The sequence below is a fragment of the Maribellus sp. CM-23 genome, from assembly GCF_021354595.1.
Taxonomy (GTDB): Bacteria; Bacteroidota; Bacteroidia; order Bacteroidales; family Prolixibacteraceae; genus Draconibacterium.
The window spans coordinates 1,764,082-1,785,567 of the sequence record NZ_JADWYJ010000001.1; the positions used below are offsets into that span (position 1 = coordinate 1,764,082).

Consider the following 21,486-nt stretch of genomic DNA (forward strand, 5'->3'; position numbering starts at 1 on the left):
TATAATCCCCTTTTCTGCTTAGTGTGATCAATTTTTTAGCAACCATTTCTACCCCACGACGTAGGCTGTATTTACATAACAGACTCTAGTGTCTTAAATCGAAATACAATGGCAAAGTACCTGGTTTGCGGAAAATACATAGGCGAAGGAGTACAGGGCTTGCTCAGCGAAGGAGGTTCGGGCAGGCGTTCGGTGATTCATGAACTGGCGGGCTCGCTGGGAGGAAGCGTGGAAAGTGTGTATTACGCCTTTGGCGAATACGATATTTACGGCATATTCGATATGCCCGACAACAGCAGCATGGCGGCATTTTCGTTACAGGCATCGGCCAGCGGGCTGGTAAGCGTTACCTGCATCCCGCTGATGCTCCCCGAAGACATCGACGAAGCGGCTAAAAAAACCGGAAGATACCGCCCACCCGGTGTCGACTGGCTGCCCTGAAAGGGGCAACGAAATCCCACTTTTATTCCCCTTTGCCCGGGAAGGACAAAGGCAGTCCACTTTCTATACCAACAAGGTGCGCTGAGATAGATGGCTTCTCCGTCAGCTGATAGACGAAGGATTAGAATAAACCCCTTCATCATTAAATGAAGAATCCGGCAGATTACTTCGTTTCTTTATAAAGACCCTTTTTATCCCTGCCCGATTCTGGGATGGATTCTTCCTGTAGTGTTCGAATAAAAAAGGTCTAATATTTCAATGGAAACTCCTGATTTTTAAGTACCTTAATAAATACACACACCCTTTTAGGTTGTAACAAAATCAGCTTACACCTAAATTTTAGCGTTATGCAAAGATCAAAAAGCTTACTTCAAATGGGAGTTGTCGTCCTGCTGACGACACTGATCATTTCCTGTCAAAAGGAAATGTTGAACGACGAAATGGGAGTTCCGGAACTCAAGATGGCCCAAACCGATGGCCTGACTGATCTGCAGTTACTGGGTAAAAACATCTATTTCGACAAGATCTCTTCCCCCGACAACATGGCTTGTGCCGGCTGTCACGATCCGGGGCTAGGTTTTACAGGCCCCAATCCCGGGATCAATTTAAAAGGCTCGGTTTACCGGGGAGCGGTGCCACACCGCTTTGGTGACCGCAAACCACCGAGCGCTGCCTATGCTGCCTTCAGTCCGGTGTTGCACATCGACGAGGAAGGTATTTTCGAAGGTGGCAATTTCTGGGACGGTCGCGCCACAGGCGAACATTTCCTGCTCAATCCCGACGCAGGAATGCTGGCAGGAATGGGTTTGCCGTCGGCCGAACAGGCGCTTGGTCCCTTTCTTAATCCGGTGGAACAGAATGCACCATCGAAAGAGGACGTTCTGATGCAGATCGCAGCGTCGAAATATGCGTGGCTGTGGGAGAAAGTCTGGGGAGAACCTCCACGCTTCGTCTAAACTCCAGTGATGAAGGTTTTCGGCTTCCTGCAAAGCGACATCCACCGGAAGCGTGGGTTCTGTTGTTTCCTCGTCGGGAATTGCCTGAATGTCGGCTAAAAGATCATTGTAATCATCAATGTTTGCCATTTTTGTTACATTTAAAAAGTTAATAATTTAAGATTATTGACCGGCCACTTGCAAGCTTCTCAGGGCGGCAGGTGGCCTTTTTTGTATGCACGCCAACGGTTTCAGAAGGCGTGTACATGTACTGGTGATACATGTGTGCTCAATGGTACTTTGCAAAAATCTTACAGAATAAACGTTGTTTGTCGGTTATATCTGTGTTTTTGGCTTTTTAGTTATTGCAAATTATAAAAAACACAACTGGCAGTCAAGATGTTGTGGAGCAGAAGAAGGGGGAGGAGTACTCCTATTTTCCTTTTCTAAAAATCCAATCTGCCCGTTTCTTTCCCCGTTTGGGATAGATGAAACAAGACCTTTCGGGCCTTACAAAAAGTTTGTAAATTGATTGCATGAACACCTCACCTCTTGAATACGGAAAATATTACCACATCTACAACCGGGGAATCAACCGATGCAACCTGTTTCAAGACAATGAGAATTATGTGCATTTTCTAAACTTATTTGATAAGTATATCTCGCCGGTGGCAGATACTTACGCGTGGGTGCTGATGAAAAATCATTTTCATTTTTTGGTCAGGATAAAACCGGAGGCCGAAATTCCTTTTATGGATCATAAAACACCCGAAGGTCTGCCAGACACTTCGGGGTTGGAGAAAAACCTTTCGGTGTCTGGCAGACCCGAAAGCGTTTCCAAAAGGTATAAGCCTGCCAATCAGTTCTCCCATCTTTTTAACGCCTACACCAAAGCCATCAACAAGAAGTATCTTCGCACAGGAAGTCTGTTTGAGCATCCGTTCAAACGAATACGGGTTGCAAATATCAACCACCTGAAATACCTGGTTTATTACATACACCATAACCCTGTCCACCATGGTTTTTGCGAAAGTATGTTTGATTACCCCTGGAGTTCATTCCTAACGGTCTCTTCTCCTTTAAAAACAAAATTGAAACGCGACGAAGTGCTGAAATGGTTTGCAAACAAAGACGGGTTTAACGACTTTCATGATGAACAGAAGATAAAGGATGCCTCTCCCCTGCACATTGACATGCCGCACTCTTTTTAAAAGCGAATTCTACGGGATCGTTCCAGAGCGTGGCCGACAAAAAGAGTGGGGCAAGGAATTCCTCCATCGCCCCTGTATTGCCGTTTCGGCGATAAATCCTTAACTTATTTATAGAACCAAAATTAACTGTCATGAAAAAGATCGTTGCGGGCCTTATTCTTTTGTTAGCCGTATTCGCAACCCAGGCACAACTGATCTATACACAGGAGCATCTGGAAACCCTCTCGCAGGAAGACCTGAATGTGTACCTCGACAGAGCGGTACAGCTTCAGAAATCGGGAAGAACACTCAACATTGTAGGGGCTTCCATACTGGGAGGCACCGTTCTGACCATTGCCGGGGTGGCCCTCACCGCCACCGACGACTGGGCTTTGGGAGCGGTGGTGATTGCTTTCTTTGGCGGACTGGCAGGGTTTGGAACACTGGCTGTCGGGATTCCGATGAACCTGACCGGGAAAAACCGCGTGAACCGAATCAATGCCCTCCAGGCAACCAGCTTTAACAGGCTGGAACTGGACCTAAAACCTTGTGCGCAGTACAATTTAATCAGCCGCTCGTACCAGCCGGGCCTATCAGTAAAGATCCGGTTTTAAAAAGAACAGGCCCAAAGGTTTCGGCGCTGATACCATAGATGAAACAAGACCTTTCGGGCCTTACAAAAAGTTTGTAAATTGAGTGCATGAACACCTCACCTCTTGAATACGGAAAATATTACCACATCTACAACCGGGGGATCAACCGATGCAACCTGTTTCAAGACAATGAGAATTATGTGCATTTTCTAAACTTATTTGATAAGTACATCTCGCCGGTGGCAGATACTTACGCGTGGGTGCTGATGAAAAATCATTTTCATTTTTTGGTCAGGATAAAACCGGAGGCCGAAATTCCTTTTATGGATCATAAAAAACCCGAAGGTCTTCCAGACACTTCGGGGTTGGAGAAAAACCTTTCGGTGTCTGCCAGACCCGAAAGCGTTTCCAAGAGGTATAAACCTGCCAATCAGTTCTCCCATCTTTTTAACGCCTACACCAAAGCCATCAACAAGAAGTATCTTCGCACAGGAAGTCTGTTTGAGCATCCGTTCAAACGAATACGGGTTGCAAATATCAACCACCTGAAATACCTGGTTTATTACATTCACCACAATCCCGTTCACCCTGTCAAATAATTTAAAATTTTTCTCATGAAACAATTTTATTATACATATGTACTTCGAAGTCTGAAAGATGGAAATAACTATACGGGTTATACAAAAAATTTAAAATTAAGATTTGAACAACACTGCAATGGAGAAGTAGATTCGACCAAAAACAGGCGCCCATTGGTTTTAATCTATTTTGAGGCTTGTTTAAATCAGCAGGATGCAACTCATCGCGAAAAATATCTCAAAACTTATTATGGTAGAATGTTTTTAAAAAATAGATTGAAAAGGTGGAATAATGAAAGTTCAAATCTTATTTGACCGGGTACACCACGGTTTTTGCGAAAGTATGTTTGATTATCCCTGGAGTTCATTCCTAACGGTCTCTTCTCCTTTAAAAACAAAATTGAAACGCAACGAAGTGCTGAACTGGTTTGCAAACAAAGACGGTTTTAACGACTTTCATGATGAACAGAAGATAAAGGATGCCTCTCCCCTGCACATTGACATGCCGCACTCTTTTTAAAAGCGAATTCTACGGGACCGTTACAGGGTGGTCACCCTCCCGCCTCCTCTCCTTTTTCACCCCAATCCCAAACACACTGGTTTCCAATACACTGATCAAAGCACTCACTTGTCTTTTACCTGCGATTTGCGTAAATTGAATATCCGCACTAAAAAGAACTAAAAACAAACAGATGAAAACTCGAATTCTACTTTTGACAGCGATCTCCGCTTTTTTTATGCAATGCACCCAACACCAGACCGTGGAAAAACCACCGCTGGCGCCTGAAAAACCGGTGACGGATACCTATTTCGGAACCTCGCTTACCGACGACTACCAGTACCTCGAAAACACGGAAGATACCACCGTGCTGGCGTGGCTAAAAGCACAAGGCGACTATGCCAAAACCGTGCTCGGAAGCATCGATGCCCGGCAGGAGCTGCTGGATAAAATGTACGATTTCGACAGCCGCCGTACGGTGCGGGTCACCAACCTGAGCATCACCGACAACGACCGCTATTTCTACCTGAAAACCACCCCCGACGACGATACGGGCAAACTCTTCTTCCGTGAAGGACTGGGCGGTTCGGAAACACTGCTTTTCGACCCTGAAACCTTTGGCAACGACTCCACCGTAAAGTATGTGATCAACAACATTCTTCCGACCTACGACGGCGAATACCTGGCCTTTGGCGTAACACCCAACGGAAAGGAACTGGCTACGCTGATGGTGATGAAAGTGGACGACCGCGAACTACTTCCCGACCGTGTTGAGCAGGTGCTGGGGATTACCTCGTGGCTGCCCGGAAAAAATAGCTTCCTGTACATTCGCACGGGCTCCGACAATGTCAGCGATTTTAGCTTTTACACAGAGGCCAAAACCTGTTTACACCGCATCAACACCGATGCTTCCACCGACACCGATTTCTTCTCCAAAGAGCAATATCCCGCGCTGGGTCTTGGACAGATGGATATTCCGGTGGCAGCCTACGACCGGGATTGCGACAAGGTGTATGCTCTGGCAGCCAATGTCGACAACCGGGCACAGGTGTTTTTTGCTCCGGGTGATCAGCTGGACAACGATCAGATCGATTGGAAACTGCTGTTTGGCCGCGAAGACGAGATTTACAACTGGGCCACCAATCAGAAAGACCTCTTTTTGTATTCGCCCAAAGATGCACCCAACTTCAAACTGCTAAGGGTATCGCTCGATCAGCCTGAGATCAGTGAAGCCGAAACCTTTATTCCGGAAGACCCGGGACAAAAGCTGTCGGGATTTACCCTCACCAAAGACGGGGTTTATTACACCATGAAGCTAAACGGGGTGCAGGAAAAACTGTATTTCAAACCCTACGACGGGGAAAGCCGCGAACTGACGCTTCCCTTTGTTGCCGGAACCGTTATGGTCCGCAGCAAAGGAGTTGAGTTTAGCGAAGTGTGGGTGACCCTGGCGGGTTGGACCAGCAACAGCCAGCGTTTCAGATACGATTTGGCGGACGATGCGTTTGTACTGGAGAACCTGTCGGTTATTCCCGAATATCCCGAGTACAAAGACCTGGTGGTGGAAGAAGTGATGGTAAAATCGCACGACGGGGTGGAAGTGCCCTTGTCGATCATCTACAAAAACGGATTAAAAAAGGACGGCAGCCAACGTCTGCTGCTCTTTGGCTATGGTTCGTACGGTATTTCGATGGATCCGGGGTTTGGTCCCAATACCTTGCTGTGGTGCCTCGAAGACGGCATTTTTGCCATTGCCCACGTACGCGGAGGGGGCGAACTGGGCGAACAATGGCACAAAGCCGGGTTTAAAACCACCAAACCCAATACCTGGAAAGATTTTATTGCCTGCGCCGAATACATGGTGGACCAGCAATACACCACCCCCGAAAAAATTGCCATTTACGGGGGAAGTGCCGGCGGTATCCTCATCGGACGGGCGATGACCGAACGCCCCGACCTGTTTGCGGCGGCCATTCCGTCGGTGGGTGTTATGAACGCGGTTCGCACCGAACTCGAACCCGGGGGCCCCGCCAATATCCCGGAATTTGGCACGGTGAAAGACTCGGTGGAGTTTCTGGCCTTGCTTGAAATGGATGCCTACCACCACCTGAAAGAGGGCGTGAAATACCCGCCTGCCCTGATCACTGCCGGAATGAACGACCCGCGTGTAGCGGTTTGGAACCCGGGGAAATTTGCTGCCCGTTTGCAGGCCATCAACCAGGACAACAACCCGGTGATCTTCCGGGTGGACTACGAAGCCGGGCATGGCCTCGACAATACCAAAAGCAGGAATTTCGAAGAGCTTGCCGACATCCTGAGTTTTGCGCTCTGGAATACCGGCAGCGAAAAGTACAAGCCAAAAGCCTATTAATATACGGGTCGTCCTGAACAGGGACTATAACACTGACCTGGAAGCAGGGAGAGAATATCGGCATTCTTTCCCTGTTTTTATACCCATCATTTTGGGGTTTGCAGGATTTATTCGAAACACTAATTTCCCCTCCTAAAGATCCAATCTGCCTATTCTTTCCCCCAAATGGGGGAAATGTCAGCGTAAGGCTTTAGCGTGGTCGACAAAGGGGGTCGTGGAATATAACTCTCCGACTTTCCCCTCCTGGCAGGAGGGGTGGCTCCGAGTCCTCGGGGACGGCGTGGTCAGAGTTTTCCCCACCAGCGTCCGGCTTTCCGGAAAAGCTTTTTGGTGGCTTCTTCCACCGTTTCGTCGGCTTTGCGGTAGGTATCGCTTTTGTGTATTTTATCCGCCGCCTCGTCGATGAAGGCTTCCGCTTTATCCATCCACGATTCATTTTTCGGTGAAGGATCTTCTTTCTTCTTTTCGCTTTTGTTCCCGTTATCCGCTTCCATTGGCGCTGATGTTGTTGGTTGTGCTTTGCTCAAAGATACTCAATGGCCGGCATTTTGGTTCTTTGCCGCCTGCAATTTTGGGCATCATAGCTGCAAGCCTCAAGTTACAAGGTGCAAGCAATGCAATGGACGATTGGATATTTCAATCCTTCAATCTCATCAATCCTTCAATCCCTAAATACTGAAACAGCCAACCAACATCACGATAATACGGCATAACAGCAACACTGCACCACTTTTACTTAGTTTTCACTAAACCGGGACCAGCCGGGAAGGAACCAGCCTTTTTGGGTTTTTATGTCGCGAACGTGCGGAATCATGTTTTGCCACAGCTTCATAAAATCCTCGTTGTATTTCTTTTGCAGCTCGCCTTCCAAGGTACGCAATGCGGCTTCGCTATCAGACGATACTTCCATAATCCAGCAGGGAGTGTGCTCTCCCAGCACCACTTCGTACATGTCCCACGGGTAATCTTCATCAATGCCTTTGTAGAAATCAATGTATTTCTGGCAAGCTTCAACGGCTTCTTTTTCATGCCCTGATTTCAGGTAGATAAACATCCATTCATAAAACTTGTCGGGCTCGGCACCTTCCACCCTTTCGGTTTTGCGAAACGACAAATCTTTGTTCCAGCGCACCACAAACTGGCTGATGTTGGACAGGTCGCGAAACTTGGCAGCCGGATCATAGCCTTTCTCTTTTAATTGTTCCGTGAATTTCATGTGTTGGGCGTAAAATTCATCGATCGATCCAAAATTCCGAAGTGGTACGGCCCAGTAGAACGAGTTCTGATCGGTGCGGTAGGTCCAGAACTTCATGTCGAAATCAAGTTCGTCGAACAGTTTGATGGCTTCCGACTGTACTTTCCAGAACTCCGGCATATCGGAAGGAGCCACAAACTCTTCCATTACCAGTACGAGGCCGGGATCTTCCGATTCCTGCGCATAGCTTGGGGTCACACACAGCGATGCCACAATCAGGCATACGGCAATCAACAAAGTAAACTTTTTCATGAGATTAAAATTTTTGTTTTTAATGGTCCGTCAAGCGGCGGATAATTACCGCTATTGCTTATGAATTCCATGTTACTATTCATTCAATAGTAATAATCATAGTGAAACACAATGGACTACGTAATTAGAAGTCATTTGGTTATGTTTCGGGAAGCACTGCCTTGTTGCCGTATTATGGCAATCGTCGGAATAATTTATTACCTTTGAAAGCCTGGCAACCTGGTATTTTGTTGAGTGATACTCCGTAGTGTTTTGTCCGCCTTTTGTTTGCGGATGTTCTGAACGCTAAAATTGTCTTCAAAAATCTTTTTCTTGTTTAGACAAAGCGCCTGAAACCCGGGAGTATCCCAGATAGCAGTACACCGGTCAACCTGCACCACAAGAGTGCATCTGCCTGACCGGCTTCAAAAAAAGCATACCGTGAAATACGTGTCGTGCACCAACAGCAAAATACCTTGACAGAGAGAAAAAAATACATAAAATACAAGTGAATGGCTAGATCAATTTCGTATAACAAAAGAGAATTAGAAAAAAAAAGAGAGCAAAAAAGAAAAGAAAAGCTGAAACGTAAAGAAGAGCGCAAAGCCAATGCCGGTGGTAGTTCCCTGGACGATATGATCGCGTATGTAGATGAAAACGGCGTGATTACGACTGAAATGCCAACCGACGAGAAAAAGGCAGAAATCAAAGTAGAAGACATTGCAGTGTCGACACCTAAAAAAGAAGAGGTGGAAGATGTTCCGCTGACCGGTCGTGTGGAGCATTTCAAAGCCGACAAAGGCTACGGTTTTATCAAAGACACCGCGAGTACCGAAAAATATTTCTTTCATATTTCGGAAGCCTATCCTGAAATCCGCGAGGGAGCCATGGTTACTTTCGAACTGATAAAAGGTACCCGGGGATGGAATGCCGGCAACATTCAGCCGGCCTAAAAACCGGCCCTAACCCCCGAACGTTATTTCCCCGATGTGCTTTACTTTTCTGAAACGGGTTCATCTTTCATTGCCGGCGTTTCGGCTGGCTGAATATCCTGCGTATTGATACGTATGTGATTCTCGATACGCGTTTGCGTGGTATCGTTGGAGAAACTGGTTACATCGCCCAGGCAGTTGGTAAAATACACATACTCGCCACGGTCGTAAAAACGATACACTTTGCAACCGTCGTGTTCAAAAAGATACTCTACACTATACGTTGAATTGTTTTCGGGACTTTTAATGCTGATCGGGACACCCGAGCATGCCGTTAGCGCAGCGAGCAGCAGAACGGCAAAGATTTGTTTTACGGTTGTCATTTGTTTAGATTCTGGTTTCTAAGCGACCGTTTGGAACAAGAACGGTGCCAAATCATTTATGTAAAACAGAGTCCTTTCCCAGACAGAAAAGCAATGTTTCTGACTGAAATAAAAAACAATTCGGCAACCCGGCAACCCAGCTGCGTCTACTTTTGCCGCTGCCCAAAAGGGGAATCCACTTTAAAGCCAAAATTAAAGAGGAAGGCACCCGAGTCGTCATCCCGAAACGATTGCATGGTTCCGATCGATGCGGCAAATTTGGGTATCCATTTGGCAGCATCCGGATCTTTCAGGGCATATTCAATTCCCAGCATAAAGGTATGGCGCGGCTCATCAAAACTGTCAGAATTGGGAAAGAATCCATCGCTGATCAATCCGTAGCGATACATAAACGTTGGCGTGGCCCGGTTGTCGACAGGATAGCTAAAATACAAAGGCAGCGTGGTTATGTGCACCGACACATCTCCGTTGTACACGTACCCCTTGAGCAGCCCCGAAGAAAAAGTAAGTTTTTTGTCCTGGTTACTGTGGTTCGAGATCTGGTATTTTACATCTCCCCAAATGGTATTGAAATAAGCATCATTGCTTTTCGTAACATCCAGGGTATGTTCCAGGCCAACGTCCAGGTTTTCCCATACTCCCACCCGGGCATTCATACCAATCAGCTGAATGGGAACATCCTCCTCGGTATCATCCGTTCCGCGCGACTGTAAATACCCCGCGCTCAATTCCACCTGTCCGGGCGCCTTGGTTCGCGCTGTTTGCAGGGTGGTTGCAATACAACTAAAAAAGAACAGGCCGGCTCCCACGATAAAGGCCACATCCATTCGGGTTAAACGATAAAAATTTTTCATAAAGTCTTGTTTTTTGGTTTGACCAACAGAAAATAAACACGAAGAATGGCGGTTTGCAGCACAAACAACACATTGGTTACAACCGCCACTGCCAAAAAGAGTGTTACAACAATCCAGAGGTCGGATTGAAACAAGAGCAACCCAAGTAACAGGGTTATGATTATCATTGCGAATAATTGATAAAATCGGGATAGTGACTGGCTGCCACGACCAACAAACTGATTCCGGTAAGCAAATGCCAGTAACGAAAATGCCACACCCCCCGCCAGTCCGCTCAAAAACCGGCTGGCTGTACCCGAATGAATAATACCCAGTTGCGCCAGCATCCATTCAGAAAATAAAAACGTCAAAGCCACAACCACCAACCATTTAAAAGCACGCCCGGTTTTCAGGCTTTTCCGTTCCGAAATCAGAAATAGAATCAGCACGCTTACAAAAAATCCGGCCTGCAGCCCCGAACAACGGGGACACAACATCAGCGTCTTCCCCTGAATATCCACCAAAATAGAACTATCCTGGTGACAGACACAGCTAAACAGGCTTCCGGAAAATGAATTGAGTGTTATTAAGAGCTTCATATACATGTGTTAAGTTCTTTTGCCCGGCCTGGAGCACAAGATTTGGAGTGTACGTGAATGCCCGGGATTTGGTTATACAAGTGTTCACAATCGCACAACAAATCTCTCATTCATCCAGTTCGTTTTTACTCCCCGGCGATAAACAATGAAAGTTTATTGGCGCTTCTATCCATGCTGCAAAATTGTAAAACAATGCATCAAAACTGCTAAGTCCCGTGTACGCGGTCTTCCTAACTTGTTCTTCTAACTCTAAAAAATGAATCATGAAAAAAATTGCGTTTTTTGTATTGGGGTTATCCTTTCTAATGATGGGATGTACCAAAGAAGACATGTATGAAAACGAAGTTGATGTTGTTTTAAAATCGGCTGAAACCAAAACTTACCAGGCAAAATTCACCGAAGACGGATATCTGACACCCCTGTTTTGCGACGGTGAAATGGTAGATTATGTAAGCGGAAACATCAGTTCGCATTGGCGTGTACACTATAAAAACGGTGTTCGTCAGTGGATCATCATCAATTTTAGCGGAACCTTAACCAGTAGCAACGGAGAAGTACTGACCATTCGCGAAACAGACAAAATGTTGTTTGAAGAAGGAATGGATCCTACCTATACGATTCGTTGGAATATTATGGGAGAGAACGGCAGTCACTACATCGGTTCCGGCTATGTTGACTGGACCACTTGGGACGTAGTACCTGAAATGACAGTTTGTCCACCGGAAAACCAGAAATAATAAATTGCGTATGAGAAAGAGGCTGTATCAATAGTAAGAAGGATTACAATTTGAAATAGAACACTGATAACTCAGATTCAACTGATTTTCGCTGTTTTGTACGTGATTATCTGTTAAATTCAGTGTCATCTGCGTTCTGTTCTACGTTCAATTTATACGACTCATTCTTGATACAACCTCTTTTATAACATCTTACTATGAAGACAGAAGACCTAAAAGCCCTGCAGGCACCACTCAAGAAAAAGTACAGCAACGATCCGCAATCAGCCGTGATCACCTTGCATGCCTCCGGAAAACTGGGCGAAGGCATTTCGTGCAAAGTAGATACCGGGCGGGCGCTCACCCAGGCGGGTCTGCATCCGGCAACCGGTGGCGACGGAACCATGCTTTGTTCGGGCGATCTGCTACTCGAAGCACTGGTAGCCTGTGCCGGAGTTACGCTTAATGCAGTGGCCACTTCCATCGGAATCACCATCAAAGAAGGAAAAGTGCGTGCAGAAGGAGACCTTGATTTTAAAGGAACACTGGGTGTTTCGAAAGAAGTTCCGGTAGGTTTTCAAAACATTCGTTTGTATTTTGAACTTGATTGCGATGCCGGTGAAGAAACCAAACAAACATTGCTGAAACTCACCGAACGCTATTGCGTGGTGTTGCAAACCATTGTGGCAGCCACTCCGGTAAGTGCCAATATTCATGCACTAAAAAAGTAACAGGCAGAAACTCCCAACCAACGAACCCAAACCTACTGCCTGGGTTCCTGCAAAAGGTATCCACTTTTTTATACCTTTAAACCACTTAAAATCATAACCGTAAATGACCGGTAAGCGCCTTTATTACATCGATAACCTCCGCATTTTCCTGATCAGCCTGGTGGTTCTTCATCATTTTGCCATTACCTACGGAGCCCCCGGCGGGTGGTATTACAACGAAGCAGAAGCCGGACTTCCGGAGATTATTCCCCTGTCGATGTTTGTGGCTTCGAACCAAGCCTTTTTTATGGGAATGTTCTTTTTTATCTCTGCATTTTTCCTGGTTCCGTCGCTCCAACGCAAAGGCAGCAAGCGTTTTATTTCCGACAGGCTGATCCGCCTGGGAATTCCAACCGTGCTTTTCTTTTTTATTCTGAATCCGCTGACTAACTTTATTGCCAACCACTATATCCGTAAGCAGGAACCCGGGTTGCTGGAACATATTTTCTCGGGACGCACCTTTGGCTTCGGCCCCATGTGGTTTGTGGAAGCTTTGTTGATTTTCACGGCCGTTTATCTTTTAATCAGAATGACTCCCCTAAAAATCCGTATTCCTTTTCCCGGAACAAAAAAAATCCTCGTCGCAGCTCTTTTAATCGGAATCGCACAGTTTATCATCCGTATTTGGCTGCCCGTTGGCTGGAGCTGGAGTTTTACCAATTTCCAGTTTCCGTTTTTTGTGCAGTACATAGTTCTGTTTGCTTTTGGAACCATCGCATGGCAAAACAACTGGCTGGAACATTTTAACCGGAAAATGGGAAAGCAGTGGTTCCTTTTTGCACAAGCCCTTATTTTTATTGGCTTTCCGTTAGTATTTATAGGCGGCAAAGCCATAAGCTCCGGACTTGATCCTTTTATGGGTGGCCTTACCTATCAATCCTTTTCGTATGCCTTGTGGGAACAATTGGTGGGTTTTTCCCTGATCATGGGTTTACTCGGGATTTTTAAAGACCGGCTGAATGCTCAGCCAAAATTCGCCCGGCATTTATCTGAAAGTGCTTACGGGGTATTTGTTTTTCACGCCCCCCTGATTGTAGCTTTAAGTGCTGTTTTTTTGCCTCTTTCCATTCCACCGCACCTCAAATTTCTGGTTCTGGCACCTTTGGCTTTGCTGCTCACTTTTCTTACCGCCTGGCTGGTCAAACAACTTCCGGTATTCAAAAAGATTTTTTAAGCTACCGTCGTTTCAGTCCATTTAACAGGTGATAAAAGTTGGATCTTCGGGAAAATCTGCATCTTTGCCGGAAAGTAAAAGTAAACATGTCAGGTAAAATCAGGCGCATTATCAGCACGGTCATTCCCGATCCGTTTATTGCCGGAATCCTTTTGATGATTTTGCTGGCCCGCATTTTCCCGGGAATCGGTGCAGAAGGAAGTGTTATCGAACTTCGTCAGCTTATCAAATACGGCATTACGTTGCTTTTCTTTTTCTACGGGCTAAAACTCGATCCGGCACGTTTAAAACACGACCTCGGAAATTGGCGGCTTCACGTTGTTATACAAGGCATTACTTTCCTGCTTTTCCCGCTTTTACTGCTATTGTTTTACCCTCTTTTCAGGGGAAGCGATCAGGAAATTCTGTGGCTTTCCGTTTTCTTTCTGGCTGCCTTGCCCAGCACCGTTTCCTCGTCGGTGGTGATGGTTTCGATTGCAGGGGGAAATATTCCGGCAGCCATTTTTAACGCCAGCATTTCGGGAGTGATCGGCATCATTCTTACGCCTGCGTGGATGGGGCTTTTTCTGGATCAGCAAGCCGGCTCTTTTTCATTTGGGCCGGTAATTCGCGACCTTACTTTGCAAGTGCTGGTTCCGGTTATTGTTGGGCTGATCCTGCATCGTTACTGGGGAAACTGGGCCATGCGCAACCGGAAACGCATCAGCTGGTTCGACAAATCGGTGATTCTTGCCATTGTGTACCGCAGTTTTGGCGACTCGTTCACCAACGGCATTTTTACCAGCATTCCCGTGCATTCGCTCTTACTATTGTCGGCCGGTGTTATCGCCCTTTTCTTTGTGGTTTTTGAAGCCACCAAATACCTTACCCGCCGCTTGCACCTAAACCGCGAAGACCGGATCACCGTTTTGTTTTGCGGTTCCAAAAAATCGCTGGTTCACGGCTCGGTGATGGTGGGCGTTCTTTTTGCCGGAAGTACTTTGGGTAGTCTTTTCCTGGTTCCGGTGATGATTTACCATGCTTTTCAGTTGTTTTACATCGGCGTGGTGGCCGGAAAGTATGGCCGCGAAATTCAACATTAACCCCTTTATTTCCGGATAACTACATTGTTTTTCAGAAGGCGGACATCCAAAAACAATTGGTATTATCCGGGTGTTTTCTATCTTTATCAAAAGAAAGAGCAATGCAGACAGAAAATTTAACAGCCCTCATCCAGGCCATTCCTAAAGCCGAATTACATTTACACATTGAAGGAACCTTTGAACCGGAGTTGATCTTTGCTTTGGCAGAACGAAACAACATTCCCTTAAAATACGCAGGCGTTGAAGCGCTTCGTAAAGCTTACGAGTTTAAAAACCTGCAAGAGTTTCTCGACATTTATTACCAGGGAGCCGATGTGTTGCTGCATGAACAGGATTTTTACGACCTGGCCATGGCTTACCTGAGTCGTTGCCGGGAGGAAAACATTGTACATACCGAACTATTTTTCGATCCGCAAACCCACACACACCGGGGAGTTGCTTTGGAAACCGTGGTAAACGGTCTTCAAAAGGCACTCGATGACGCCCGGGAACAATGGGGAATCACCAGTTTTCTGATCCCCAATTTCCTGCGACATTTGAGTGAAGAAGACGCCATTTCCACTTTTAAAGAGTGTTTGCCCTTCCGCGACTATTTTGTGGGGTTTGGCCTCGATTCTTCCGAACTGGGTCACCCGCCCACTAAATTCGAACGCGTTTTTCGGATGGTACGCGAAGAAGGATTTCGGGTAGTAGTGCATGCCGGCGAAGAAGGCCCGGCGCAAAATATTTGGGACAGTTTGAATTTACTCCACGCCGAACGCATCGATCACGGTGTGCGTTCCATCGACGATCCGGAGTTGCTGAAGGAACTCGCCAAACGTCAGACTCCGTTAACGGTTTGTCCGCTTTCCAATTTAAAACTAAAAGTGGTGGACCATTTGAAGGATCATCCGCTAAAAAAATTGCTCGATGCGGGTATTATTGCTACTGTAAATTCTGATGATCCGGCTTATTTTGGTGGCTATCTGAACCAGAATTTCCGGGAAACGGCTGAAGCACTGAAGCTATCAAAAGAAGAAATACTAAAACTGGCTAAAAACAGCTTTAAAGCCAGCTTCCTCAGCGAACATGAAAAAGAGCGATGGATCGCTGAACTGGCTGCTTTTTGAACAAACTTCGTTAAAACGAAACAATAACACCGATGGTGGGAAGCACCGTTCCTGATTTGTTTTCAATCACATTTAGCTGATAGCGGGTACCGTTGTCGGTCAGCAGAAAATTACCGCTGGCATCGGTTGCCCGCACCACAATATCGTTGGTTTTGGCCTGAAAATTATACAGATTCTGAATGTCGATGTAAAACTTGGTCGTGATCTTTTCTCCGTAAATAGCCTTATCTACCCGTACATCCAGCTGATGAAAAGCAGGCTGACGCTCGCTGTTAAGACGCGAAAAATCGTAGTAAGGGCCGCCACTCAGGTTCCAGGCTTCCACCAGCGACGACTTGTCCAAATCCCACGGCGTGTAAGGCAAAGCTCCCACATACCGCCAGCGGGCTCCAACGCTCCAGCCTTTTTTCAGGTCTTTGGTAGTGGTCAAAACGAGCAAATGCTGGCTGTCCCAGCTCGAAGGAATATATTTTTGGCTGCCGTTTTTAAACTCGCTGCGCACCAGCGTGTAAGAAAGGTTGAAATTAAAGCCCTCACTCGAATTAATGCGTGCCTGAAATTCCGCCCCGTAAGCTCTTCCTTCAGAGCTTGAAACCACTTCCTCATCACCAATCACACCATAATCGGCTCCCTTATTCGCCAGGCTGATCTGGTCTTTCACCGAAAACGGATAGTCGGAGTAGTTCTTCCAAAATGCCTCTGCCGAAAGCTGAACCGTTGATTTAGGCCGAAATTCAAGACCTCCAATCAAATGATCCACTGAAATATATTTCAGCTTGTTTTGCTTGTTCACCAGCACATCGTCCTGTTTGAAACCCAGCGAAGTGTACGACGGCAACTGGTAATAACGCCCCGTGTTAAAATTAAGACTCCATTGCGGACTCAGTTTGTACGAAGCCGAAAACCTTGGTGAAATCTGCTCCAGCAGGTTGTTCATGCTGGCCGAGTAATTGTTGGCGTCAGTGCGAACACCCAGCGAGAGCGCCAACCGTTCGTCAAAAACATTTTTACTAAGCTGAAAAAAGAGCGAATATTTTAGCAACGAAAGATCGGTGTCGTAATTTACCTGTTGCAATTCTTCTTCGTAAAAACGCCCTGAAACAGTGTTATTCAGGTAATTTACCACGTCAAGCCCTGCACCGAAGTTCAGCTTAAACCCGTTAATACGGGAAGTATTCTCAAGCCTGATCTTATTCTCGACTTCCTGCGATTCATAATCCAAAATCCGGTTATCCACGGTGCTTTTATCATTATCCAGGTATTTATCCGACAGGTTTTTCAACTGACTGCGGCTTACCACAAAAGTCTGATAGCTATTGTCGCGGTAATGCTTGTAAACAGCTCCCACAGTGTAGCTCCATTGACGGTTCTCGGGTAGCTGACTCAAAATGTATTGTTGTTCCTCATCCGGGTCTTCGATATCCAGATTCAGCTTATTCACATCGTAGGCCCCCAGCCCGATCAATGTAAGTTCATTTTTTTGATCGAAACGGGTACGCACCTTGAACTGCATATCCGTGAAATTGGGCAGAAACGGCAGTTCCAAAGCGCTGAACAACAATTGCAGATACGAACGGCGCACCGAAAAAACATAGTTGGTTTTCTCGCCCAGCGGCCCGTCAAGGGTAGCAGCCACTTCCGAAGCCCCCAGCGTTCCGTGAAACTGCATCTTCTCTTCGTTGCCATCAATTTGCCTGAACTCCAGCACTCCGCTTAAAGCATTCCCACGATTGGCAGGGAAAGCGCCTGAGTAATAATTCACTTCCCGTATAAAATCGGCATTCAGAATGCCCACCGGGCCTCCCGAAGCTCCTTGTGTGGAGAAATGGTTGATGTTGGGAATTTCCACATCATCGAGGAAAAAGCGGCTTTCTGAAGGCCCGCCACCCCGGATGATCACATCGTTGCGGTATGCCGGCGTGGACTGAACTCCGGGAAACGATTGAATAATACGTGAAACATCGCGGTTGGCGCCCGGGCTTTTCTCTATCTCTCCCACCCCGATCGTCCGCATCGACAAGGGGCTTTCCATCGTCACCCGAAAAGGGGAAGCTTTTATTGTCACCTCATCAATGTTCTCTCGGCTTTTTTCCATCTTAATTTCGATGTAAGCATTACCGGCCTGCCGAACTTCCGTTTCAGATGAAATCACTTTCCGGTATCCCACAAACGACGCCTCTACCCGAATAAATCCGGACTCAAGACCTTTCAAAACAAAATGACCTTCGGTATCGGTAACCGTCCCAATACCCGTTCCGGCCACCACCACATTTACAAACGGAAGCGGTTCGTTACTAGTGGCATCTACCACTTTACCACTTAAGCTTGCTTTTTGTGCCCAGGAACATACAGGAAAAATAAGCAGGTACATAAAAACTTGAATGATTCTCATTTGTTCTGTTCAATTTTTATTGCAAAATACTAAACAATGCCAAATCTCAAAAGTTGAGAGTTACTTCCCTTTTTATACCTTAGCAAAGCAAAATCAAAAATTTATGCGTGTAGTTATTCAGAAAGTAAAAGAAGCCTCCGTTACTGTTGAAGGAGAAAAGATTTCGGCAATAGAGACAGGACTGCTGGTCCTGGTGGGTATCGAAAGCGAAGATACAGAGGAAGATATATCGTACCTGGTAAAAAAGATAGCACAACTTCGCGTTTTTGATGATGAAAACGGGGTGATGAATTTATCGGTACAGGATGTGGGGGGCGATGTGATTGTTGTCAGCCAGTTTACGCTTCAGGCCAGCACCAAAAAAGGAAACCGCCCCTCGTACATTCGTGCGGCGCGGCCCGAGTTTTCCATCCCGATGTACGAGAAATTTGTGGCTTCGATGGAAGAAGCATTGGGTAAAAAAGTTGGCACCGGTAAGTTTGGCGCCATGATGGAGGTAGCCCTGGTGAATGACGGTCCGGTAACCATTATCATCGATTCAAAACAAAAGGATTTTTAAAAAAGAAAATTGCTAATCCCAACTTTTATATAGAATTTCGGGATCATAATCCCAATTTTTATGTGTATTTTTGGGAATATAATCCCAATTTTTATAAAAATGATTTTAAGGTCACTCGAACATATCATCATTGATAAGGTTGGTAAGGGAAAAGCGATCATCGTAAAAGGAGCCCGGCAGACTGGTAAAACAACCTTAATCAAAAAGATTATGGAGAGCCAGTCACAGAACTCTTTGTATCTGAATGCCGATATTGCAATTGTCCGGCAGCAACTTCAAGATGTCACGGTCAGCGGGCTAAAGCAATTATTTGGTAATGCTAAACTGATTTTTATCGATGAGGCTCAACGAATACCCGATGTGGGTATCACTCTCAAAATAATCGTTGACGAAATCCCTGAAGTTCAGTTGATCGTTACAGGCTCCTCTGCCTTCGAATTAGCTAACAATATTAATGAACCACTCACCGGCCGTAAGTTTGAGTATTACCTTTATCCTGTTTCGTGGATTGAATTGAGTGAACATACAAATTATATTGAGGCACTCTCACAATTCAATCAACGATTGGTTTTTGGAATGTATCCCGACGTAATCAACCATCCAGGTGCTGAAACCGAGATCCTGTTTAACCTTACAGAAAGCTACCTTTACAAGGATATAATTGCTTTTCAGGAAATTAGAAAACCAGAATTTGTACAAAAATTACTTCAGGCTTTAGCGTTTCAGGTTGGAAGTGAGGTTTCCTATAACGAAATTTCAAGCCTTTTGCAGATCGATCGAAAAACAATCATTCATTATATTGACATTCTTGAAAAAGCTTATGTCATTTTCCGGCTCCCATCGTTTAGTCGTAATTTGCGAAACGAACTAAGCTCAAAAATCAAAATATATTTCTACGACAATGGTATTCGGAACGCTTTGATAAATGATTTCAAACCATTGGAAATGCGTGGAGACAAAGGAGCTCTTTGGGAAAACTTCATCATCTCCGAACGCATCAAATCCAATCATTACGCCTTGAAAAGGGTAAATTCCTATTTTTGGAGAACGCATCAAAAACAAGAAATCGACTATATTGAAGAAGCACAAGGTAAATTGGAGGCTTTTGAATTTAAATGGAAAGTGAACAGCACTTTCAAAATTCCAAAGTTATTTCTGGATACTTACACTGTTTCAAATTCTGAAGTAGTTCATCCCAATAATTTCTATCAATTTTTAAGGCATGAATAAGCAAACACTCACCCTAAACGAAGCCCAGCAACAAGTAGATGAATGGATCAAAACCATTGGAGTACGCTATTTTAGCGAGCTGACCAACATGGCCATCCTTACCGAAGAAGTGGGCGAACTGGCGCGCATTATGGCCCGAAAATATGGCGATCAGTCGTTTAAAAAGTCGGATGAAGCATACAACCTGGCCGACGAAATGGCGGATGTTCTGTGGGTGTTGATCTGTCTAGCCAATCAAACCGGTGTTGACTTAAGTGAGGCATTTATCAAAAATATCGGGAAAAAAACAACAAGGGACAAAGACCGTCATCAAAACAATGAAAAACTGAAATAAACGCGAAAATCTGGGATTTTGATCAGTTCAGAACTTTATTCCATCCAATGAAATGAATTTGCAAGTTCCGGAAACTACCTGGTTCCAATCTCTAAAAAACCGCCAATATTAAGCAGCTTTAAAACATTTGCTGTGAGTAGACTTCGGTGACTATTATCGTGTTTTAATCCCGGAAAATTTCCTTACTTTGGCTATGCAACAAAAGTTGCATTCATTCCGAATTAACAAGACTTAAAATAATAAAATGGAAAATATCGATTGGAATAATCTTGGTTTCGGCTACCGAAAAACAGATTACAACATAAGATGCACCTACAAAGATGGCGCCTGGGGTGATCTGGAAGTTAGCGACAGTGAATATTTTACAATGCACATGGCTGCCTCTGCCATTCATTACGGGCAGGAAGCCTTTGAAGGCCTGAAAGCATTCAGGGGAAAAGACGGCAAAATCCGTGTTTTCAGAATGGATGAAAATGCCAAACGTATGCAGGATTCGGCCAACGGGACGATGATGGCCCGCTTTCCGCAGAAAAAATTTATGGAAGCCGTAACCAAAGCGGTAAAACTTAATGAAAGGTTTGTTCCTCCTTACGAGTCGGGAGCTTCGTTGTACATTCGCCCGGTGCTGTTTGGCACAGGCGCCGAAATTGGTGTAAAACCGGCACGCGAGTACATGTTCATCCTGTTTGTAACTCCGGTTGGTCCGTATTTTAAAGGCGGTTTCCAAACCACGCCGTTTGTAATTATGCGCGAATTTGACCGTTCTGCCCCGCTTGGAATGGGAAAATTTAAAGTGGGCGGAAACTATGCAGCCAGTCTTATTGCCGGACAAAAAGCACACGAGTTGGGCTATTCCAATATTTTCTATCTCGATGCAAAAGAGAAAAAATACATCGATGAATGTGGTGCAGCCAACTTCTTTGGGGTAAAAAACAACACCTACATTACACCCAAGTCGGAATCTATTTTACCATCCATCACCAACAAGAGTTTGATGGTTTTGGCTGAAGAAATGGGAATGAAAGTAGAATGCCGCCACGTTCCGGTGGAAGAGCTTGCTACGTTTGAAGAAGCCGGTGCCTGCGGGACCGCAGCTGTTATCAGCCCAATCCAGCGGATTGACGACTACGATACAAAAGAATCGTACGTTTTCTCGAAAGACGGAAAACCAGGCCCGATCAGCGAAAAACTGTACAATAAGTTACGTGCTATTCAGTACGGCGATGAGCCGGATAACCACGGCTGGGTGACTGTTATTGACTAATAAAGATACTTCTCCT

General features: G+C 45.6%; 24 protein-coding genes. 18 read left to right on the plus strand and 6 right to left on the minus strand.

Translation table 11 applies throughout. From position 1 onward, the window contains the following. The first annotated feature begins 108 nt into the window (after positions 1 to 108). The 8 genes from INQ51_RS06875 to INQ51_RS06910 all read left to right on the plus strand — a co-directional run bounded on the left by INQ51_RS06875 (position 109) and on the right by INQ51_RS06910 (position 6,607). Positions 109 to 441: a GYD domain-containing protein gene (locus INQ51_RS06875; RefSeq protein ID WP_233377141.1), complete on the plus strand. Its 333-nt coding sequence runs from the start codon at positions 109 to 111 to the stop codon at positions 439 to 441. Positions 442 to 788: 347 nt separating this feature from the next. After that, positions 789 to 1,397, plus strand: a complete 609-nt coding sequence (locus INQ51_RS06880) for a cytochrome-c peroxidase (protein WP_233377142.1) — start codon at positions 789 to 791, stop codon at positions 1,395 to 1,397. Between the two features lie 515 nt (positions 1,398 to 1,912). After that, the gene (locus tag INQ51_RS06885; RefSeq protein WP_233377143.1) at positions 1,913 to 2,587 is read left to right on the plus strand and encodes a hypothetical protein; all 675 of its coding nucleotides are present in this window, start codon (positions 1,913 to 1,915) and stop codon (positions 2,585 to 2,587) included. A 131-nt stretch (positions 2,588 to 2,718) separates the two neighbouring features. Further along, positions 2,719 to 3,180: a hypothetical protein gene (locus INQ51_RS06890; RefSeq protein WP_233377144.1), complete on the plus strand. Its 462-nt coding sequence runs from the start codon at positions 2,719 to 2,721 to the stop codon at positions 3,178 to 3,180. Between the two features lie 86 nt (positions 3,181 to 3,266). Continuing rightward, positions 3,267 to 3,758 (plus strand): hypothetical protein, encoded by a 492-nt coding sequence (locus tag INQ51_RS06895; RefSeq protein ID WP_233377145.1) that lies wholly within the window; start codon positions 3,267 to 3,269, stop codon positions 3,756 to 3,758. A 15-nt stretch (positions 3,759 to 3,773) separates the two neighbouring features. After that, entirely contained in the window at positions 3,774 to 4,052 is a 279-nt protein-coding gene (locus INQ51_RS06900; RefSeq protein WP_233377146.1) for a GIY-YIG nuclease family protein, read from the plus strand. Further along, entirely contained in the window at positions 4,030 to 4,257 is a 228-nt protein-coding gene (locus INQ51_RS06905) for a hypothetical protein (RefSeq protein WP_233377147.1), read from the plus strand. Before INQ51_RS06900 ends, INQ51_RS06905 begins: the two co-directional genes overlap by 23 nt. 172 nt (positions 4,258 to 4,429) lie before the next feature. Next, positions 4,430 to 6,607, plus strand: coding sequence for a prolyl oligopeptidase family serine peptidase (locus tag INQ51_RS06910; protein WP_233377148.1), 2,178 nt, complete (start codon positions 4,430 to 4,432; stop codon positions 6,605 to 6,607). Positions 6,608 to 6,891: 284 nt separating this feature from the next. On the opposite strand, the gene INQ51_RS06915 is transcribed toward INQ51_RS06910, so the two are convergent. After that, positions 6,892 to 7,101: a hypothetical protein gene (locus INQ51_RS06915; protein ID WP_233377149.1), complete on the minus strand. Its 210-nt coding sequence runs from the start codon at positions 7,099 to 7,101 to the stop codon at positions 6,892 to 6,894. A gap of 242 nt (positions 7,102 to 7,343) precedes the next feature. Beyond that, positions 7,344 to 8,114, minus strand: a complete 771-nt coding sequence (locus INQ51_RS06920) for a hypothetical protein (protein WP_233377150.1) — start codon at positions 8,112 to 8,114, stop codon at positions 7,344 to 7,346. A 491-nt stretch (positions 8,115 to 8,605) separates the two neighbouring features. Between INQ51_RS06920 and INQ51_RS06925 the strand changes: the two genes are divergently transcribed. Continuing rightward, positions 8,606 to 9,046 (plus strand): cold-shock protein, encoded by a 441-nt coding sequence (locus INQ51_RS06925; protein WP_233377151.1) that lies wholly within the window; start codon positions 8,606 to 8,608, stop codon positions 9,044 to 9,046. A gap of 41 nt (positions 9,047 to 9,087) precedes the next feature. Here INQ51_RS06925 and INQ51_RS06930 read toward each other — a convergent pair whose 3' ends face one another. From INQ51_RS06930 to INQ51_RS06940, 3 genes are all read right to left on the minus strand, one after another. Beyond that, the gene (locus tag INQ51_RS06930; RefSeq protein WP_233377152.1) at positions 9,088 to 9,408 is read right to left on the minus strand and encodes a DUF4884 domain-containing protein; all 321 of its coding nucleotides are present in this window, start codon (positions 9,406 to 9,408) and stop codon (positions 9,088 to 9,090) included. A gap of 146 nt (positions 9,409 to 9,554) precedes the next feature. Next, positions 9,555 to 10,262, minus strand: coding sequence for a hypothetical protein (locus INQ51_RS06935; protein ID WP_233377153.1), 708 nt, complete (start codon positions 10,260 to 10,262; stop codon positions 9,555 to 9,557). Next, complete coding sequence (locus tag INQ51_RS06940; protein WP_233377154.1) at positions 10,259 to 10,840, minus strand: DUF2085 domain-containing protein; 582 nt, start codon at positions 10,838 to 10,840, stop codon at positions 10,259 to 10,261. Before INQ51_RS06940 ends, INQ51_RS06935 begins: the two co-directional genes overlap by 4 nt. A gap of 263 nt (positions 10,841 to 11,103) precedes the next feature. On the opposite strand from INQ51_RS06940, the gene INQ51_RS06945 reads away from it, so the two are divergent. From INQ51_RS06945 to INQ51_RS06965, 5 genes are all read left to right on the plus strand, one after another. Beyond that, entirely contained in the window at positions 11,104 to 11,577 is a 474-nt protein-coding gene (locus tag INQ51_RS06945) for a hypothetical protein (protein WP_233377155.1), read from the plus strand. A gap of 197 nt (positions 11,578 to 11,774) precedes the next feature. Continuing rightward, positions 11,775 to 12,287, plus strand: a complete 513-nt coding sequence (locus tag INQ51_RS06950) for an OsmC family protein (RefSeq protein ID WP_233377156.1) — start codon at positions 11,775 to 11,777, stop codon at positions 12,285 to 12,287. Between the two features lie 103 nt (positions 12,288 to 12,390). Further along, positions 12,391 to 13,500 carry an acyltransferase family protein gene (locus INQ51_RS06955; protein ID WP_233377157.1) on the plus strand — a complete coding sequence of 370 codons (1,110 nt, stop codon included), beginning with the start codon at positions 12,391 to 12,393 and terminating at the stop codon, positions 13,498 to 13,500. A gap of 86 nt (positions 13,501 to 13,586) precedes the next feature. Beyond that, a complete protein-coding gene (locus INQ51_RS06960; protein ID WP_233377158.1) occupies positions 13,587 to 14,582 on the plus strand; it encodes a bile acid:sodium symporter family protein in 996 nt (331 codons plus the stop codon). 101 nt (positions 14,583 to 14,683) lie between these two features. After that, on the plus strand, positions 14,684 to 15,691 hold the full coding sequence (locus INQ51_RS06965; protein WP_233377159.1) for an adenosine deaminase: 1,008 nt from the start codon (positions 14,684 to 14,686) through the stop codon (positions 15,689 to 15,691). Between the two features lie 10 nt (positions 15,692 to 15,701). Here INQ51_RS06965 and INQ51_RS06970 read toward each other — a convergent pair whose 3' ends face one another. Next, positions 15,702 to 18,083, minus strand: a complete 2,382-nt coding sequence (locus tag INQ51_RS06970) for a TonB-dependent receptor (RefSeq protein ID WP_233377160.1) — start codon at positions 18,081 to 18,083, stop codon at positions 15,702 to 15,704. 103 nt (positions 18,084 to 18,186) lie between these two features. Here INQ51_RS06970 and dtd point away from each other — a divergent pair, with 103 nt between their 5' ends. From dtd to INQ51_RS06990, 4 genes are all read left to right on the plus strand, one after another. Continuing rightward, positions 18,187 to 18,642: a D-aminoacyl-tRNA deacylase gene (gene dtd, locus INQ51_RS06975; RefSeq protein ID WP_233377161.1), complete on the plus strand. Its 456-nt coding sequence runs from the start codon at positions 18,187 to 18,189 to the stop codon at positions 18,640 to 18,642. 99 nt (positions 18,643 to 18,741) lie between these two features. Further along, positions 18,742 to 19,872 carry an ATP-binding protein gene (locus INQ51_RS06980; RefSeq protein ID WP_233377162.1) on the plus strand — a complete coding sequence of 377 codons (1,131 nt, stop codon included), beginning with the start codon at positions 18,742 to 18,744 and terminating at the stop codon, positions 19,870 to 19,872. Continuing rightward, positions 19,865 to 20,206, plus strand: a complete 342-nt coding sequence (locus INQ51_RS06985) for a nucleotide pyrophosphohydrolase (RefSeq protein WP_233377163.1) — start codon at positions 19,865 to 19,867, stop codon at positions 20,204 to 20,206. The genes INQ51_RS06980 and INQ51_RS06985 overlap by 8 nt, the downstream gene beginning before the upstream one ends. 244 nt (positions 20,207 to 20,450) lie before the next feature. Further along, positions 20,451 to 21,470 carry a branched-chain amino acid aminotransferase gene (locus INQ51_RS06990; RefSeq protein ID WP_233377164.1) on the plus strand — a complete coding sequence of 340 codons (1,020 nt, stop codon included), beginning with the start codon at positions 20,451 to 20,453 and terminating at the stop codon, positions 21,468 to 21,470. The last annotated feature ends 16 nt before the right edge of the window (positions 21,471 to 21,486 follow it).